The organism is Brevibacillus centrosporus (assembly GCF_003710815.1).
Taxonomy (GTDB): Bacteria; Bacillota; Bacilli; order Brevibacillales; family Brevibacillaceae; genus Brevibacillus; species Brevibacillus centrosporus.
The window spans coordinates 267026-282469 of sequence record NZ_RHHP01000010.1 but is presented as its reverse complement, the minus strand read 5'-3'; the positions used below and the strand labels follow the sequence as shown (position 1 = coordinate 282469).

Sequence of the window (15444 nt, the reverse complement as noted above, 5' to 3'; positions counted from 1 at the left end):
CGACTTTATCGACAGCCTGAGGCGACTGGCTTTTGGCCAATCGCCTTTCCTTTTCAACATATCTTCTGCATTTATAACAAAAACATGGCAACAATAGTGGTCACCAGCAAGCCGATCGCAACCGGATACAAGTTTCGACGGGCAAGCTCGAACGGATCGACACCGCATATGGCTGCTGCGGGGATCAACGCCCAAGGAACGATCGTACCGCCGCCTACCCAGATTGCCGCGATTTGACCCAGGGCGGTCAGCGTAGCGATACCAGATCCCAGTGCTGTTGCAAACAGCTGCGCAAGTGACCCGGCGAGCGTAATGCCAGAGAAGCCGGAGCCATCCAACCCGGTAATGACACCGACAGCCGTCAAGGTAAGCGCGGCGATCTCTTTACTGATCGGGATGGTCTGTGCGAGAGCCACCCCTAAGTCGTTCACGATCCCATGAGAGCCGGCGGGAAGCACCTCGCCAAATACTTTGATGAATCCGCTGTCTCCCATATAGAAGAAAGCGGCAATCGGTATGACGGGACCGAACACTTTAAATCCAAATTGAAAGCCTTGGATCAGATGGTTGGTGACCTCTTCCAGCCCCTTTTGCTTATGGGCTAGCATGGTCGCAACGATTAGAATCAGGAGAGCCGTTCCACCGACCAGGGCAGTCGCATCTCCGCCCCGCAAGTCAAAAGCAAACATCGCGAGGACATCCAGCAAAAAGAGAATGGGAACAGCCGCTGCCAATGCCCTGCGTACACCAGGAGTCAAGGGGACGCGGACGGAAGCAAAGACCGAATCGGGAACGGCTGTTTCTGTAGGGGCAGGGACGTTTCCGATCTTCATGTCCTTGCGCAAATACCAGAAAGCAACGACGGTAGTGACAACCCCCATGACGATCACGAGAGGCACACTGGCTGCGATCACGTCGCCGACTGGAATGCCGGCAGCCTTTGCCGTCAAAGTAGGAGCACCCTGAATGACGAAGTCGCCTGACAAGGCAATTCCGTGTCCGAACAAGTTCATTGCGATAGCAACACCGATCGCTGGCAATCCTGCACGCAGCGCAACGGGAAGCATGACGGCACCGATCAGGGCTACCCCAGGGGACGGCCAGAAAAACCACGAGATGACCATCATGACGATCCCGATGACCCAATAAGCCAGCGTCGGATTGCGAATCAAGTGTGTCATGGGCCGAATCATGGTTTCATTGACGCCCGTATCCGTCAGCACGTGGCTCATCGCGACGATAATACATATAACCAGAATCGTTGGCAAAAGCTCGGTAATCGCGTAGATAAAGCTTCCAAAAATGCCGCCCACAGCGGACGTAACGGAACCGGTGGCGACAAGACCGAGCAGAGCAATTCCGAGAATACTGATCAGACTGGTGTCGCGTCGCAAAACCATGAGAAGAATAATACCCAACACAAACAACACGTAGACCCCATGCAGCCACACAAGCTCAATACCCATGGCGAACCCTCCTTTATCCTTTCTCCGTTTGAAAATCCCTTTGAAGTAAGAATATGCGGGTGACTGTATATGGGTGAGAGCGGAGATATGGGAGGGTTCCTTGGAAAACTGGCATTTTTGACCATGGTATGAGACTATAATTGAAGACAAGCTCCATTTTATCCATACTTGGGATCCTAGCACGAGGAGGGACAGTGCTGCCTCCCCTCGCAACACGGAGGCGGGCACGAACAACGATGAACGCAACCACACCAATTCAACGAAAAATGGACCAGGCCATCGAGCTATTAGAGCGTCGCTTTTTAGAGCGAAGCGAACTGATTCGTCTGTTGCTGCTAGGGATGATTAGTGGGGAAAATGCACTCTTGATCGGTCCTCCGGGTACCGCCAAGTCACAGCTTGCCCGCGCAGTTTCCCATTTGTTTGGGTCTGAGCATTGGTTTGAGTACCTGCTGACACGCTTTACGACTCCCGATGAAATTTTTGGTCCCGTATCCTTGCAGCAGCTCAAAATGGATCAATACGTGCGCAAAACAGAGGGATATTTGCCTGCGGCTCAATTTGCTTTTTTGGATGAAATTTTTAAAGCCAACAGCGCGATACTGAATGCTTTGCTCTCCATTTTAAACGAGCGCATTTACTTTAACGGACGTGAAAAGGAAGCGGTACCTCTGCAGTTTTTAATAGCAGCTTCCAATGAGCTTCCCGATGATGATGAGCAGCTGACGGCTTTGTACGATCGTTTCCTATTCCGCTATGAAGTCAGTTATTTGCAAAACGCTTCCAGCTACGAAAAGATGTTCTCTCTGCCGAAGTCACCGCTGCCCGTCGTCTTCTCCCTGTATGATGTGGCCGATGTCCAGACACAGGCTGAGAATGTGACCATTCCGGAGGCGCTCATTTACTTCCTGTACCGCGTCAAGCAGGATATGGAGGCAAAAGAATACCGTTTGTCCGACCGCCGCTGGAGCAAGATCGCCCATGTCTGGAAAACTTCTGCTGCCTTGCATGGACGAGAGGAGGTCACGATCTGGGATACGGTATTTACGCCGCATATGATGTGGGATGTGCCTGAGGATTTGACGGTGATGCGGGAGATTTTTGAAAATCAGTTTACGGAAATGCTCAAGCTGGAGCTGGAAAACGACCTCCCACTACGCAGGTTTCAACAGATGGCTGAAAAATGGAAAGCGAAGGAATCAGATCTCCACGCTTTTCAATTCAAAAAAGAAGTCGGCGCTAAAATGGGAAAGGACGCATTGGAGCGTAACCGCCAGCTGCTGGAGGAGAGCCGAACTGAGCTGGAAGAGACTGCCAGAGATCTTCGGAATCGATTGCTTCAATGGCAGAAGCGGGAGCAGGATTTGACAGCCTACGTGTTTGAAAAGAACAGATTGATACATAACCCAGAAAAGTACACCGTGAAATACGCCTACCTACGCATAGAAGGTGAGCGGATTTTGCAGCAGCTCCAGAAGACGTACCGAACCGTATTTGACCAGGAGATTGCTGGCACTGCGTACGATTATACGCTCTAGGAGGTGGTGTCGATGATCATACGTGCCAGTCGAGTGGACCGGTATATGTTGGATACCTACCTCGCCTCCTCACGCACGGCCCAGGAATGGGTGGGGGAGGCCAAAGCACGAGCCCCTTGGTTTGAGCTGGAGCTGTTCGCCGATTTTTTCTTTGTCTTTTATCTGGACAAACCGGAGATTGATCTTACACAGGAAGCAACACCCTTTCATCATTGGATGATTCGAACGCTTATGAAGCAGTATTTCACCAAGATGATCCACCCCAGAACGGTCGGACAAGAAAGTGCAGCATTTAAAACGGCGATTAAAGCGTTGCTCTGGCTGACAGAGACGTTCGCGGAAGAAGTAGAGCAGAGGGAAAAAGATCAAAAGCTATCGCCGCTGGTTGCCGGCTTGAAGGAACAGCAGGGACAGGAAGGGCATCAGGAGGCACGGCTGTCCGAGCTGCTGACGGAAAAGCAAGTGGCGAAGCTTCAGCTCGTCGGTTATACCCTGCAGCAAGGCAAGCGCATGGTGGAGGACAAGCAGGAGGCGATGGATTCCAAGCCGCTTGTGCGTGCGGAGATTGATTCTCTGCAGGAGCGGATTAGCCAAATGCGGGAAGAAATGACCGTCCAGTTTACCAAGAGAACCAAGCTGCTGCAAAAGGTAAAAAAGCTGGAGGAAGAGCTTTCCCAAAGAGAAAAACAGCTAGAGAGACTCAATCGCCAGGAAAAAGAAGCGATTGCGGCTTTTGAAAACGAGCTGGGTCAGTGGTTGGAAAAATCGCTGAAGCAGTCTCTTTCGAGGGAAGAGCTGGATACAATGTTTGTCGAGGAATTGTTTGCGGCGAGTCAGCGGTTTGCCAATCGCAGCTGGGGGCATGATCTCGGCCAGCTTCGGCGCCAGAGCTTTGAGCAGTATCTCAAATGGTTGGAGAAGCTCAAGCGTCATCCAGATCTGATCGCTTTCCTAGAGGAAGTCGGAAGAAACGTCCATCATTTTCGCGTCAAACGCAAGGAAGTTCGTTCCAGGCAGCTACCAGAGGAGTATTACGATCTGCGGCAGTCGGGAGATATCGCACACATGCTGCCCGGCGAGGCAGTGTTATTGGCGGATCCTGATTATGAGACCTATTTTATGCTGAAATGGGTCGAGCAAAAGCTGATGACTTATGATACGTCTGGGTGGGTGGAGGAACCGCCAAAGGGCCCGGTGATCTGCATGCTGGATACGTCCCACTCGATGAGAGGCTCCAAGCTGAGACTGGCACAGCTGTTTGTCATGACCTTTGCAGCCCTAGCCATGCTGGAAAGACGTAATTTTGTGCTGCTTCTTTTTGGCGCAAAGGGCGAGGTACGGGAGCAGTTTCTCTCTCATAAGAAACCGGACTGGACTGCTTTTTACAGTCTGGCACAAATGGCGTTTGGGGGAGGGACTCATTTTGATTCCCCGATGAAACGAGGGATAGAGCTGGTAAATGAGGACAAAGCTCTACGCGGTGCTGATTTCGTCATGGTGACCGATGGGGTCGGGGGGATCTCTCCCTATGTCCAGGAACAGCTTGCAGATCTGGGCAAACACAAGCAAGTGCGGCTGCACAGCTTGATCATCGGCTCTGCTCGCCAGCATTTGGTCCAAAAGTATGACATACTGGGTGTTTCCCATCAGGTTCGTTTTGCTGCTTCTTGGGAGACAAAGGACGAAGAGACTTCAGGCTTGCTGCTAGATGTGTTTCAGGCATGAGATCAAATCGGTGCTCGTATGGGTCCTGCTTGAGGCAACATCATGTGCCACAGAATTTCTAACATTTTACAGAAGAAAAGATCATGTGCTACGAGTTTTGACGATTACATTGTTAGCTACCACAAATTTTGCTCCCGACCTCCCACCGATGGAAGAGAAGGTAATCCAATACTTTACACAAGCTGCAGAGATCGATTGGACGAAGGAAGAGGTGGTCATAGCTTTTACAGTGGGAAAATGGAAAGTACTCGCGGGTTCGAAGCATCCGTTTGAGGAGAAGAGGATCAATGAATTAGCGGTTGAAGAGGTCAAAAGAAGCCAGAATATAGCGAGCATGAACAATCATGGACTGGTAACGGGAGGAGAATCCTATTTGGTACGGACAGGCGAAATCGATGTACCTACGCTGGTCATTCATGGCACGGAGGATCCAATCATTCCCTATGCACATGGTGTCGCTCTTGCCCAACGATTGGTAAGGCTGAATTGCTTACTTTGGAAGGAACAGGCCATGAGCTTCACCAAAAAGACTGGGTTTGTATCATAGAGGCGATATCCAAACATTCCATCAAACACAGGAACACGCAGTGAACGAAGGAAATAGGCTGAATTGAAAAAAAAGCGGCATTCCCGACCAGAACTGGTTTCGGATTGCCGCTTTTCCATTTATTTCATAAGAGGATGCTTGTCCCATTCAACTTACTGATCATTTGACACGCATTAACCGACGCGAGTAGCGAGGCTGCGGCCAAATTCCAGTTCTTCAAACTTGCTGCGAACCATGTCACGGTCAAATTCCCAAGCAGCTGCTTCCAGGGAGAATTCCAGAGGCACGTCGCGGATAATCGTTGCCAGCTTTTGGCTGAGATAAACTTGATCCCGGTGATCTTCCAGTTTACTGCGCATTTTAGCCGTGCAGCTCTCCAAATTGCCATAGAGTCGATCCAGATCGCCATGCTCCGTAATCAGCTTGGTCGCTGTTTTTTCTCCGATTCCCGGGCAGCCTGGGATACAGTCGGAAGCGTCGCCCATTAATGCTTTTACATCGACGACCTGCTCAGGGGAGATTCCGCGCATGGTAAGCAAGCTGGCTGGGTTGTAGTGTTCGTGCTTGCCGCCATTTTTCAAGATCTTCACACTGACGAGGTCAGATACGAGCTGGAGGCTGTCGTAGTCGCCGGTAGCTATGACAACCTGATGACCATCGGCGGAGAGACTTGTGCTTAGTGTACCCAAGACATCGTCGCCTTCAAAGCCTGGACAGCCAAGATTCGGTACAGAAAATGCTTCCGTCACTTCCTTCACCAAATCAAATTGGGGGATCAGCTCCTCGGGAGGGGCTTGCCGGTTGGATTTGTAGCCATCATACCACTGACTGCGCACGAGGGATTCGCGGGAAGCGACGTCCCAACCAACGATCAGATGAGTAGGCTTGACCAAGTCAGCATAGTCGAGCATCATCTTGGTAAAACCATGTACGGCATTGGTGTAGACACCTGTTGAAGTTTGGCGATAGCCTCCTCCCCACGCAGATGCGTAAAACGCCCGAAATAAAAAGCTCATGCCATCGATGAGCAGTACCTTTCCTGAATCACTCACTCTTGTAGCTCCTCTCCAAACCAACTATACGCAACATTATAGCACATAGGGGATCAGCATCTTTGACAGATTTTACAATTCAAAAACAACGTATGCTTGTGTGCATCGGTGGGATGATAGTATCACGAGAGGTTAACCAAACGCCTCTCGCACCAAAAATCATCTTCCGGTCTCGACCGGCGAGAAGCAAAAGCTGACGGTTCAACCCCGTCCCGGAAGACAAAAACGCGTTGGGAGGAATCAATCATGGCTAACAACAACGGTAGCAGCAACAACCTGGTAGTTCCTCAAGCGAACCAAGCTCTGGATCAACTGAAGTATGAGATTGCATCTGAATTTGGTGTAAATCTCGGACCAGACACCACTTCTCGTCAAAACGGTTCTGTTGGTGGGGAAATCACCAAGCGTCTGGTAAGCTTCGCAGAATCGCAAATGGCAGGCCGCTAAGCCACGTGCTTCAACACAAGTAAATAGCTGGATGCAGAAAGGTCCCTTCAATGGGGCCTTTCTCTATTTTGGCACGGAAATGGATTTTCTAAGCTACATAGCGAGAAAGGCTCGTTAATAAGCCCTTTCTTAACGATCTAGTGCAAACACACAAGCACATCCGCGGACTAGTCATATGGTGTAAGGAACAGATAACTATTTCGTTTGTCACTCGAGGGGAGGACTTTCGCGGATGAAACGCAAAGAAGTGAAACGACTCTTAAAGGAGCATCCCGAATTTGAGTCGTGGCTGATGGAAGACGAAACGCGTGTCCAGTCGGTTCGCAGCAATCCTGGCACCGCAGAAGAATTGTTCAAGCGCTGGAATGATCGGAAGAAGGGCAGACTCGATTTTGACACCATTTCCCAAAAGACCAAAAGAGCCAGCGAAATGCTGAACGGCGTGCAAAATATCATGGACATGATGGCGGACTATACCAAAAAAATGTAATCCATTTGGAGAAGGCTTGCTTTCTAGCCTTCTTTTTCTTTTTCCTTTCGCTTACTCTTTTGTTATACTGGAAATTGGGAGGGAACGGCTATGTTGCAATCAATGGTCGGTTTCATGCTGTTTGCTGCGCTGACACTCGTGTCTGGGACAAGCACCTACGGCAAAGAAATCATCGAGGATGTACACGAACAGTTTCAAATGCAAAAACAGCAGTTGCCTCTATCTGTGATGCCCAGCACCACGAATCCAGGCGACGTTGTTTTTGTGCGCAGTAATCGGGCGCAAGCGGTCACACTCTTTTCCCAAACCTATCGACTCCAGCCTTCCCAGGGAGAGTACAGCCGTTTTATTCCCATTCCATTCAATGCCAAACCAGGAATATACCAAGTGACGACAACGGACAAGCAGCGGAGTGTCCCTCTGACGATTTCACCTAAAAAATTTGCAGTAGACGTCCTGACAGTAAGCAATCAATTGAACGATATGCGCCAAGATACGAATCGAATCAATGCGGACCAAAAGAAGATCAATGCCGCTCGCTCAAACTCTGCGAAAGTCCCTTATTTTAAAGGGGCATTTACGCAGCCAGCTGTTGGCACCTTGACGACCCCGTTCGGTTATCAGCGGGTGGTAAACGGAGTTCCTGCAAACAGGCACTCTGCGATTGATATTGCCAACAAACCAGGCACCCCGATATGGGCTAGCAACCACGGCAAGGTTGTTTTGGCTGACTCTTTATACTTAACTGGTAATACCATCATTATCGACCACGGACTAAACGTATTCTCGATCTATGCCCATATGTCAAAGCTGGATGTCAAGGTCGGTCAGGAAGTGAAGCAAGGCCAAGTGATCGGTCTTATGGGAACGACAGGATTTTCGACAGGTCCCCATCTGCATTACGGAATGTTGATCGGGAACACTTACGTCAACCCGCAGCCATTCTTTGAGGCGTCACCGTTCCAATGGAAGTAAAGAGAGGTGTGAAACGTGAGGATTTCACATGTACCCAGCAAAGTATTAAACAATATGGTTCATTTTTTGGCACCTTATGAGCAGGCTGTAGATGAATTGAAGCTAAAGCTCAAAGGGATCAAATACGGATTTCAAAAAAGTGGACGATACTCACCGATTGAATTTGTAGTGGGGCGAGTCAAAAAAGTCGACAGCCTCATTAAAAAAGCGAAGGAAAAAGGCATTGATTTTCAAGGGGAAAATTGGCAGGAGCATGTCGCCAGAGAAGTATCCGATATTGCAGGGCTGCGAGTTGTCTGCCGTTATGTAGACGATGTACGGGAAGTGCTGCAGCTTCTTCAGGAGAGGGAAGATATCGTCATCCATGATATCAAAGACTATATCGCCTCTCCAAAAGACTCCGGATACCGCAGTATCCATATGATTGTATCCTACACGGTATATCATGGCAGTGAAAAGATCACCCTGTATTGTGAAATCCAGATTCGCACACTGGGGATGAATTTTTGGGCGACGAATGAGCATGAGCTGCGCTACAAGTACGCAGGCAACATCCCGGCAGATGTGCTCGGCAAGCTTCAGGAAGCTTCTGTGATTACCCATCAGCTGGACATTTTGATGAACAATCTGCGCCAGGAAATATTGACCCCTGCCGAGGTGGATCAAAGCCTGGAGGACAAGCTGGAAGAGATTTTCTCTCTCTATGTGAAGCAGGATCTCGATGCAGCCTCGGCCCTGTATCGGGAACACGTTAGCGGTTTTGAAGAAGCGTTTGCCGACAATCCCAAGTTTAAAATGATTTACGACTTGTTAGGGAAACGACTGGGTTAAGGATAAGATAAGAGCAGAAGCCATCCGTCAAACGAACGACAAAGTATGGAAAGGACACCGACTACCATGCGTTTTCTTCTTACGTACCTTCTCGTTGTGGTCACGGCACTATTGGGTCCGGTCACACCTTTGGCTTTTGCTGAAGACACATCCAAGGTTTCAGCCGATGCACTGAGCGGGGAGTCAGCCATTTTGATTGACGCGACGACAGGACAAGTCCTGTTCGAAAAAAATCCACATGAAAAGCTGTATCCAGCTAGCATCACGAAGATTGCCACTGGGATTTATGCGATTGAAAAAGGGAATCCTGATGATATTGTCACGGTTTCCAAAAAAGCGAGATATGAAGAAGGCACACGTGTCTATCTGGGAGAAGGCGAGCAGGTTCCGTTGCGCAAATTGGAATACGGTCTCCTGATGCACTCAGGAAATGATGCCGCTACAGCGATTGCCGAGCATATGCACCAGACTACCGAGCGTTTTGCAGAAGAGCTGAACGCCTATCTGTCCGAAAAAGTAGGGGTCACGGAAACGCATTTCGCGAATGCACACGGTTTGCACGATCCGAATCACTACACGACTGCATCCGACATGGCAAAGATCGCGAAATACGCCATGCAAAACCCTATCTTTCGCGAAATCGTAGGAACCGTTCGTTTGCCGTGGGACGGGAAAGAATGGAAGTCCGAGCTCGTGAATCACAATAAGCTTTTGCGTAACTACGAAGGTGCGACAGGGATTAAAAACGGCTTTACCGACCAGGCCATGCAAACGCTCGTTGGTTCGGCCAAGCGAGGAAACACGGAATTCATCGCAGTTACCATGAAGGCGTCGACAAGTGCAAGTGCCTACAAAGATGTCACCAGCATGCTTGACTATGGATTCGCCAACTTTGAAACCAAGCCGATCGCAGCGGAAGGAAAAACTTATACCCACGCGGCTGCTCCTGGAAACGACGCGGTGATTACCTATATAACCATGGATGATTTATATGCGACGGTACCTAAGGGAACAGAGCCGCTCGTAGAACTGACAGAGGACGGACATCTTCTAGTCCAAGGGGGAGACTTGCACATCACCTACCCGTTGTTAAGACAGGATCCGCCTTCGGTTGCTTCTGAGCCGAGACGTGCACAGTTAGCCAAATCGCTTGAGGATCATTCAGGAGTGCTTTACGGATTGCTGTTTGTTTGGCTGGCCATGAATCTCTTTATGATCAGCTACACGGTCCATCGCACCCGCAGGATGCGCCGCGTGAGAAACCGGGATTGGCAGCGACGTGCCTATTAAACGAAGCACAGGACAGAGACTTCTCATGTCCTGTGTTTTTTTTGTACCTTGAAGAGCCGTGTCCACTTCACAATCATTTGCGTAATCTAGGAGAAGAAGGCATTTTCCGATGAGGGGGAATGAAGATGGACAAAGCAGTAGTCGATCGCCCCGAGGTATCTGTCGTTTACGTAGCTAGCGACGATACCAGAACGCTTCGGCGAATGCTCACGAATGTGAAAGAGCTAGCCACTTCACTAGAAGTCATCGTGGTTAGCCCTAAGTGCGTGGATACATCCTATCTGGGAGACGAGTCCTCCTGGATTGACAAAATCGTTTCTCCATCCATCTATAGCTATGACGAAGGCAGGGCATTGGGTGCTCGCCATGCTCGAGGTGAAACGGTTCTCTTTTTGGATGAAAGAGTCGATTTCTCCCTTCCGCTTTGGCAACAGTATGTGGATGCGGTAAGGAATGGTGCGGATGTTGCCGTTACGGTGCGTACCCAAACGTCGACCTCTGCCAAAAAGAAAAAGCCGCTGCCAACACGCTATGCCTATCGATTGCTCAATCATTTGCTTGGACACACAGAGCTCGGTACCGGGACGCTGTCCAGAATTCCGTTTGCCTGTAGTCGAAAGGCACTGAAGGCACTAGGGCATGAATGCTTGCGCACACCACCTATTGCTTATGTAAAAGCGGCATGGCAAAAGCTTGTTGTCGTAGGAGTTCATCCGGATTCAGCCATCAAGTGGACGGATGATACACGAATCTCGATGGTCAAAAGTACCCGTCAACTCTTGCGGGAGCATGCACACGCGATTCAGCTTTTGGTAAACCTGATCGGACCACGCGGCGGCATGCCGGATGGCGATCGGTATCGGGACCTGTTGCACATCCCGGGAGAGCTTCACTTGCGGTCAGTCTTTTACCCGCAGCCACGAGAGGATAAGGGGGGAGTGTGGGGTGGGAAACGAAAAAAGAAACAAACGGGCAGCCATAAAAAAAGATAAGAACCGGAAGCGTTTGAGTGTCATCATCTCTGTTGAGCAGGATGAAATCACGATCAAAGCGCTACTGCAGCAAGTCGAAAAACTCCATCCAAAGGAAATTATCATGATCCTCCAGGGGAGCAACGAAGAGTCAATCGAAATTTTATTGAATTCCCAATTTCCTTCACATACGACTATCATTTATCCGTTCTCGCTCGGGGATGAGCTGTGGCGCTCGATCGGTGCAAAAGAAGCCACTGGCGATGTGTGGCTCTTCCTGGACGGAAGTGAGATGATCCTCGCAGAAGAGTTGTCCCCCTTTGTGCGTGCCTGTTATGGGGGAGCGGACATCGCCTTGCGTAAATCGACTGCGGATTCGGTCACGGGTACAGTCAGCTTGGCGTGCGCGTTTTTCAATCATTTGCTGGAGCAGCAACAACTTGGGATGTCTTCCATGATGATGCTTCCTTTTGCCATAAAGAAGAAAGCGGCATCGCTGGTTGGGATCGACCAGCTCGTTGTTCCACCTCTGGCTCAAGCGATTGCGATACGAAACGGGTTGCGCGTCGAGACGGTTCCTTTGAAATGGTATTTCGGCCATGGTGGCCTAAATGTTACTCCGAGCAGGAGTAGACAGAAAGAGATGACCTGTTTAGGGGATCATCTGGAGGCGGTACTTTACTGGAGTGAACAGATTCGAAGTGAACAAGGAAAAGTCATCTAGACGAATAAATCATGGATGCTTGGTGCGATCAATCAAAAGCAGCTGCTGTCACAGACTCAAAAAGAGAGTCATTTCACGCAGCTGCTTTGCTGTGTTTGCTGTTTGGTTGATCGGCTTATTTTCAAGCGGGATAAGTTTCGTTTTGCAATGTTCGTGTTTTATAGTACCATATCATGGTAGGAAATTATTGAAGGTAAAGGAGAAAAATGCGATGAGTGTACATATCGAAGCAAAACCAGGTGCGATTGCCGAAACCATTTTACTGCCAGGAGATCCGCTGCGTGCGAAATATATAGCAGAGACATTTTTGGAAGGAGCAGAGTGCTACAACAATGTTCGCGGCATGCTAGGCTTCACAGGAACGTATAAAGGCAAGCGCGTTTCCGTTCAAGGTACAGGGATGGGTGTTCCTTCCATTTCCATTTACGTGAACGAGCTGATGCAATCCTACGATGTGCAAAATCTGATTCGGGTAGGAACCTGCGGAGCGATTCTGGAGGATATCAAAGTGCGTGACGTGATTATCGCGATGAGCGCATCCTCTGACTCACAGACCAACCGGCTGTTGTTTAACCAGATTGATTTCGCTCCAACGGCTAGCTTTGAATTGCTGCACAAAGCTTATCAAGCAGCAACGGAACGGAATTTGTCGGTGAAGGTGGGGAATATCTTTACGAGCGACAGCTTTTATCGGGAGAGCATGGACTTGTACAAGAAGCTGGCTTCCTATCAAGTTCTGGCGGTTGAGATGGAGTCCTCGGCTCTCTACACACTGGCTGCAAAGTATAAGCGTAATGCCTTGTCCATCTTGACCGTGAGCGATCATATCCTTACGGGTGAAGAAACCTCCTCCGAAGAGCGCCAAACCACGTTCAATGAGATGATTGAAGTAGCATTGGATTCAGTTCTATTGAAGTAGAAGCGTAAGGACCAGCTAATATTTGCAAACACGAAGCAGTGGCTTTTGTATTTGCGGGTATTAGCTTTTTTTACGGAATCAGCAAGGATAGACGGCCTGGGCCATCGAAGACAAGCAGGGAATTCACCTGTGAAAGCATAAGTTAAAGAGACCACTATCGAAGAACTGGAGGGGGAGAGATGCACATGGAGTCGAAATACATGCTCTCTTTGGACCAAGGTACGACCAGCTCTCGTGCGATCTTGTTCGATAAATCAGGTGCGATGATCGGGGTCGCGCAAAAGGAGTTCTCGCAGCTTTATCCAAAGCCGGGCTGGGTCGAGCATCGCGCCGAAGAAATTTGGGAATCGCAGCTGGATGTGCTGAAGGCTGTCTTACTTGAAAATCATGTCAAGCCGGAGCAAATCGCCGGGATCGGCATTACGAATCAACGTGAAACGACGATCGTCTGGGACAAAGAGACAGGAAAACCTGTGTACAACGCCATTGTTTGGCAGAGCCGGCAGACGATCGACATCTGCACGCAGCTGAAGGAAAAAGGCTTTGATCAAATGGTGCGAGAGAAGACGGGTCTCTTGATCGATGCCTACTTCTCCGGTACCAAGGTCGCGTGGATCCTGGACCAAGTGCCAGGTGTTCGCGAGCGTGCCGAAAGAGGGGAGCTTTTGTTTGGAACCGTTGATTCATGGCTTATATGGAAGCTGACCAGTGGAAAAGTACATGTAACAGACTATTCCAATGCCTCGCGGACCCTACTGTTTAACATCCACACTCTCCAATGGGATGACGAGCTGTTGGAGATGCTGCAGGTGCCTGCCCAGATGCTGCCGGACGTTCGTCCGTCCAGTGAGCTTTACGGCTATACAGACGAAAAAATTTTTCAATATCCGATACCGATCGCGGGGATCGCGGGGGATCAGCAGGCTGCTCTTTTTGGTCAGGCATGTTTCTCGGAAGGGTCCGCAAAAAATACGTACGGCACCGGCTGCTTTATGCTAATGAATACAGGCGAAAAAGCAGTTGCCTCGCAAAATGGTCTTTTGACGACGATCGCCTGGGGAGTAGACGGAAAGATTGAATATGCGCTGGAAGGAAGCATCTTCGTAGCTGGCGCGGCGATTCAATGGCTCAGGGATGGACTCAAGCTGATTGAAAAGGCCGCAGATTCGGAAAAGCTTGCCATGGAAATTGACAGTACAGATGGAGTGTATATGGTGCCGGCGTTTGTTGGGCTAGGAGCACCTTATTGGGACATGGAGGCAAGAGGGGCTATCTTTGGTCTGACACGAGGCACGACAGACAAGCATTTGATACGCGCTGCCTTAGAGTCGCTTGCTTACCAGACGCGAGATGTTCTGGAAGCGATGGAGGCAGATTCAGGCATGAAGCTGCAAAAGCTTGCCGTTGACGGGGGAGCCGTAGCGAATCATTTTCTCATGCAATTTCAATCCGATCTGCTGGGGGCGGTGGTAGAGCGTCCCCGGGTAAACGAAACGACGGCTTTAGGTGCTGCTTATCTGGCGGGGCTCGCGGTTCACTATTGGAGCAGCAAAGAGGATATTGTCTCGAACAAGGTAATCGAGCGGTCATTTGAGCCTCAGATGGCAGAGGATCAGCGGCAAAGCCTTTACGCAGGGTGGAAGCAAGCCGTATCTGCAACCATGGGCTACAAGATTTCCGCAGATGAGAACGTCAGAGCAAACCATGGTAGGACTCCAGCAGCCTCAAATGCCCCCACCCAACCCACAACCAACGCGCTTATCCGACATGACGATTTCAACACTCATGCTGAATTGTCATAAGGCGGGTTCGGCTGTGGGAATGCTTCGGGCAGGCGAGTGCGTAGATCCGCAAATCAGGCAGTATCACGTAAATGGAGCCAATCTTTGCCAGCAATTAGCCTATGAAACCTGGCAGTACATGAATGCAAAAGGATACTATCAAGCTCCGCAGCTCGCGGATCATACGATGAATACCATGATCAATGCCTATCAGCAACAGCCTCCTCAACCTCAGCAGCCGCTGCTGTTCTAAACGTTCAATCAACAGGAAGAGGAAAAGCCAACCGAAAATGGTTGGCTTTTTGTTTGCAAGGTGTGTGAGCTGCGTCCAAGAACTAAGCTCTTTCGCGTTCGTCCTCTGTATCAAACCGTTTCAAGAAGAAGTGATAAAGCAGCTCTACTACGCCGAGGAGCACCGCTGTAAACAAGAGCTCACCCCAGTTTAAGGACCAGTGCATAACGGCTGAGGCTGCCCAAAGGTAAACGACTGCCAGAATAGCATCGGAGACGGTCGCAACGAGATTATTGGATGCACGCAGGATAAGTCTGTCTCCAACGAGATAAGCAATGACGGAAAATAACAGGGTCGCGACAACTGCAGAGAAAATGTTTGCTTCTGTGTACCACAAAAGTAGAGGGACGAGAATAATGCCATTCATGACGACTTTCACTAGAAAACGGATCAAGG

General features: G+C 49.8%; 15 protein-coding genes and 1 pseudogene. 13 read left to right on the top strand and 3 right to left on the bottom strand.

Features of this window, described 5'->3' with window-relative positions; translation table 11 throughout:
* Window positions 1–71: 71 nt before the first annotated feature.
* The gene (locus tag EDM55_RS11660; RefSeq protein ID WP_092276482.1) at window positions 72–1466 is read right to left on the bottom strand and encodes a hypothetical protein; all 1395 of its coding nucleotides are present in this window, start codon (window positions 1464–1466) and stop codon (window positions 72–74) included.
* Between the two features lie 236 nt (window positions 1467–1702).
* Here EDM55_RS11660 and EDM55_RS11655 point away from each other — a divergent pair, with 236 nt between their 5' ends.
* The 3 genes from EDM55_RS11655 to EDM55_RS11645 all read left to right on the top strand — a co-directional run bounded on the left by EDM55_RS11655 (window position 1703) and on the right by EDM55_RS11645 (window position 5276).
* Window positions 1703–3004, top strand: coding sequence for an AAA family ATPase (locus tag EDM55_RS11655; RefSeq protein WP_092276485.1), 1302 nt, complete (start codon window positions 1703–1705; stop codon window positions 3002–3004).
* Between the two features lie 12 nt (window positions 3005–3016).
* Complete coding sequence (locus tag EDM55_RS11650) at window positions 3017–4729, top strand: vWA domain-containing protein (protein WP_122960416.1); 1713 nt, start codon at window positions 3017–3019, stop codon at window positions 4727–4729.
* Between the two features lie 85 nt (window positions 4730–4814).
* Window positions 4815–5276 carry an alpha/beta hydrolase gene (locus EDM55_RS11645; RefSeq protein ID WP_141295123.1) on the top strand — a complete coding sequence of 154 codons (462 nt, stop codon included), beginning with the start codon at window positions 4815–4817 and terminating at the stop codon, window positions 5274–5276.
* 173 nt (window positions 5277–5449) lie between these two features.
* On the opposite strand, the gene EDM55_RS11640 is transcribed toward EDM55_RS11645, so the two are convergent.
* Window positions 5450–6328: a 5'-3' exonuclease gene (locus tag EDM55_RS11640; protein ID WP_092276496.1), complete on the bottom strand. Its 879-nt coding sequence runs from the start codon at window positions 6326–6328 to the stop codon at window positions 5450–5452.
* A 246-nt stretch (window positions 6329–6574) separates the two neighbouring features.
* Here EDM55_RS11640 and EDM55_RS11635 point away from each other — a divergent pair, with 246 nt between their 5' ends.
* The 10 genes and pseudogenes from EDM55_RS11635 (at window position 6575) to EDM55_RS30930 (ending at window position 15009) form a co-directional block, all read left to right on the top strand.
* The gene (locus tag EDM55_RS11635; protein ID WP_092276499.1) at window positions 6575–6775 is read left to right on the top strand and encodes an alpha/beta-type small acid-soluble spore protein; all 201 of its coding nucleotides are present in this window, start codon (window positions 6575–6577) and stop codon (window positions 6773–6775) included.
* A gap of 232 nt (window positions 6776–7007) precedes the next feature.
* On the top strand, window positions 7008–7265 hold the full coding sequence (locus EDM55_RS11630; protein WP_122922528.1) for a hypothetical protein: 258 nt from the start codon (window positions 7008–7010) through the stop codon (window positions 7263–7265).
* Between the two features lie 90 nt (window positions 7266–7355).
* Window positions 7356–8240: a M23 family metallopeptidase gene (locus EDM55_RS11625; protein WP_092276505.1), complete on the top strand. Its 885-nt coding sequence runs from the start codon at window positions 7356–7358 to the stop codon at window positions 8238–8240.
* Between the two features lie 15 nt (window positions 8241–8255).
* Entirely contained in the window at window positions 8256–9071 is an 816-nt protein-coding gene (locus EDM55_RS11620; protein WP_092276507.1) for a GTP pyrophosphokinase, read from the top strand.
* 66 nt (window positions 9072–9137) lie between these two features.
* On the top strand, window positions 9138–10361 hold the full coding sequence (locus EDM55_RS11615) for a D-alanyl-D-alanine carboxypeptidase family protein (protein ID WP_092276510.1): 1224 nt from the start codon (window positions 9138–9140) through the stop codon (window positions 10359–10361).
* Window positions 10362–10486: 125 nt separating this feature from the next.
* The gene (locus tag EDM55_RS11610; RefSeq protein WP_122960414.1) at window positions 10487–11353 is read left to right on the top strand and encodes a glycosyltransferase family 2 protein; all 867 of its coding nucleotides are present in this window, start codon (window positions 10487–10489) and stop codon (window positions 11351–11353) included.
* Window positions 11307–12056, top strand: coding sequence for a glycosyltransferase family protein (locus EDM55_RS11605; RefSeq protein WP_122960413.1), 750 nt, complete (start codon window positions 11307–11309; stop codon window positions 12054–12056). The genes EDM55_RS11610 and EDM55_RS11605 overlap by 47 nt, the downstream gene beginning before the upstream one ends.
* 211 nt (window positions 12057–12267) lie before the next feature.
* Window positions 12268–12975 (top strand): purine-nucleoside phosphorylase, encoded by a 708-nt coding sequence (deoD, locus tag EDM55_RS11600; RefSeq protein WP_122960412.1) that lies wholly within the window; start codon window positions 12268–12270, stop codon window positions 12973–12975.
* A 185-nt stretch (window positions 12976–13160) separates the two neighbouring features.
* Window positions 13161–14648, top strand: a pseudogene (gene glpK, locus EDM55_RS11595) (glycerol kinase GlpK); the annotation flags it as partial.
* Window positions 14649–14796: 148 nt separating this feature from the next.
* Window positions 14797–15009, top strand: a complete 213-nt coding sequence (locus EDM55_RS30930) for a spore coat protein (RefSeq protein WP_246070810.1) — start codon at window positions 14797–14799, stop codon at window positions 15007–15009.
* A gap of 82 nt (window positions 15010–15091) precedes the next feature.
* On the opposite strand, the gene EDM55_RS11585 is transcribed toward EDM55_RS30930, so the two are convergent.
* A complete protein-coding gene (locus EDM55_RS11585) occupies window positions 15092–15442 on the bottom strand; it encodes a DUF2512 family protein (RefSeq protein ID WP_170184294.1) in 351 nt (116 codons plus the stop codon).
* Between the last annotated feature and the right edge of the window lie 2 nt (window positions 15443–15444).

Excerpts from the sequence above, each read along its gene's own strand:
- EDM55_RS11660 (WP_092276482.1), bottom strand. The coding sequence starts at position 1,466 with ATGGGTATTGAGCTTGTGTGGCTGCATGGGGTCTACGTGTTGTTTGTG.
- EDM55_RS11625 (WP_092276505.1), top strand. The coding sequence starts at position 7,356 with ATGTTGCAATCAATGGTCGGTTTCATGCTGTTTGCTGCGCTGACACTC.
- EDM55_RS30930 (WP_246070810.1), top strand. The coding sequence starts at position 14,797 with ATGCTTCGGGCAGGCGAGTGCGTAGATCCGCAAATCAGGCAGTATCAC.
- EDM55_RS11610 (WP_122960414.1), top strand. The coding sequence starts at position 10,487 with ATGGACAAAGCAGTAGTCGATCGCCCCGAGGTATCTGTCGTTTACGTA.
- EDM55_RS11650 (WP_122960416.1), top strand. The coding sequence starts at position 3,017 with ATGATCATACGTGCCAGTCGAGTGGACCGGTATATGTTGGATACCTAC.
- EDM55_RS11630 (WP_122922528.1), top strand. The coding sequence starts at position 7,008 with ATGAAACGCAAAGAAGTGAAACGACTCTTAAAGGAGCATCCCGAATTT.
- EDM55_RS11635 (WP_092276499.1), top strand. The coding sequence starts at position 6,575 with ATGGCTAACAACAACGGTAGCAGCAACAACCTGGTAGTTCCTCAAGCG.
- deoD (WP_122960412.1), top strand. The coding sequence starts at position 12,268 with ATGAGTGTACATATCGAAGCAAAACCAGGTGCGATTGCCGAAACCATT.
- EDM55_RS11615 (WP_092276510.1), top strand. The coding sequence starts at position 9,138 with ATGCGTTTTCTTCTTACGTACCTTCTCGTTGTGGTCACGGCACTATTG.
- EDM55_RS11655 (WP_092276485.1), top strand. The coding sequence starts at position 1,703 with ATGAACGCAACCACACCAATTCAACGAAAAATGGACCAGGCCATCGAG.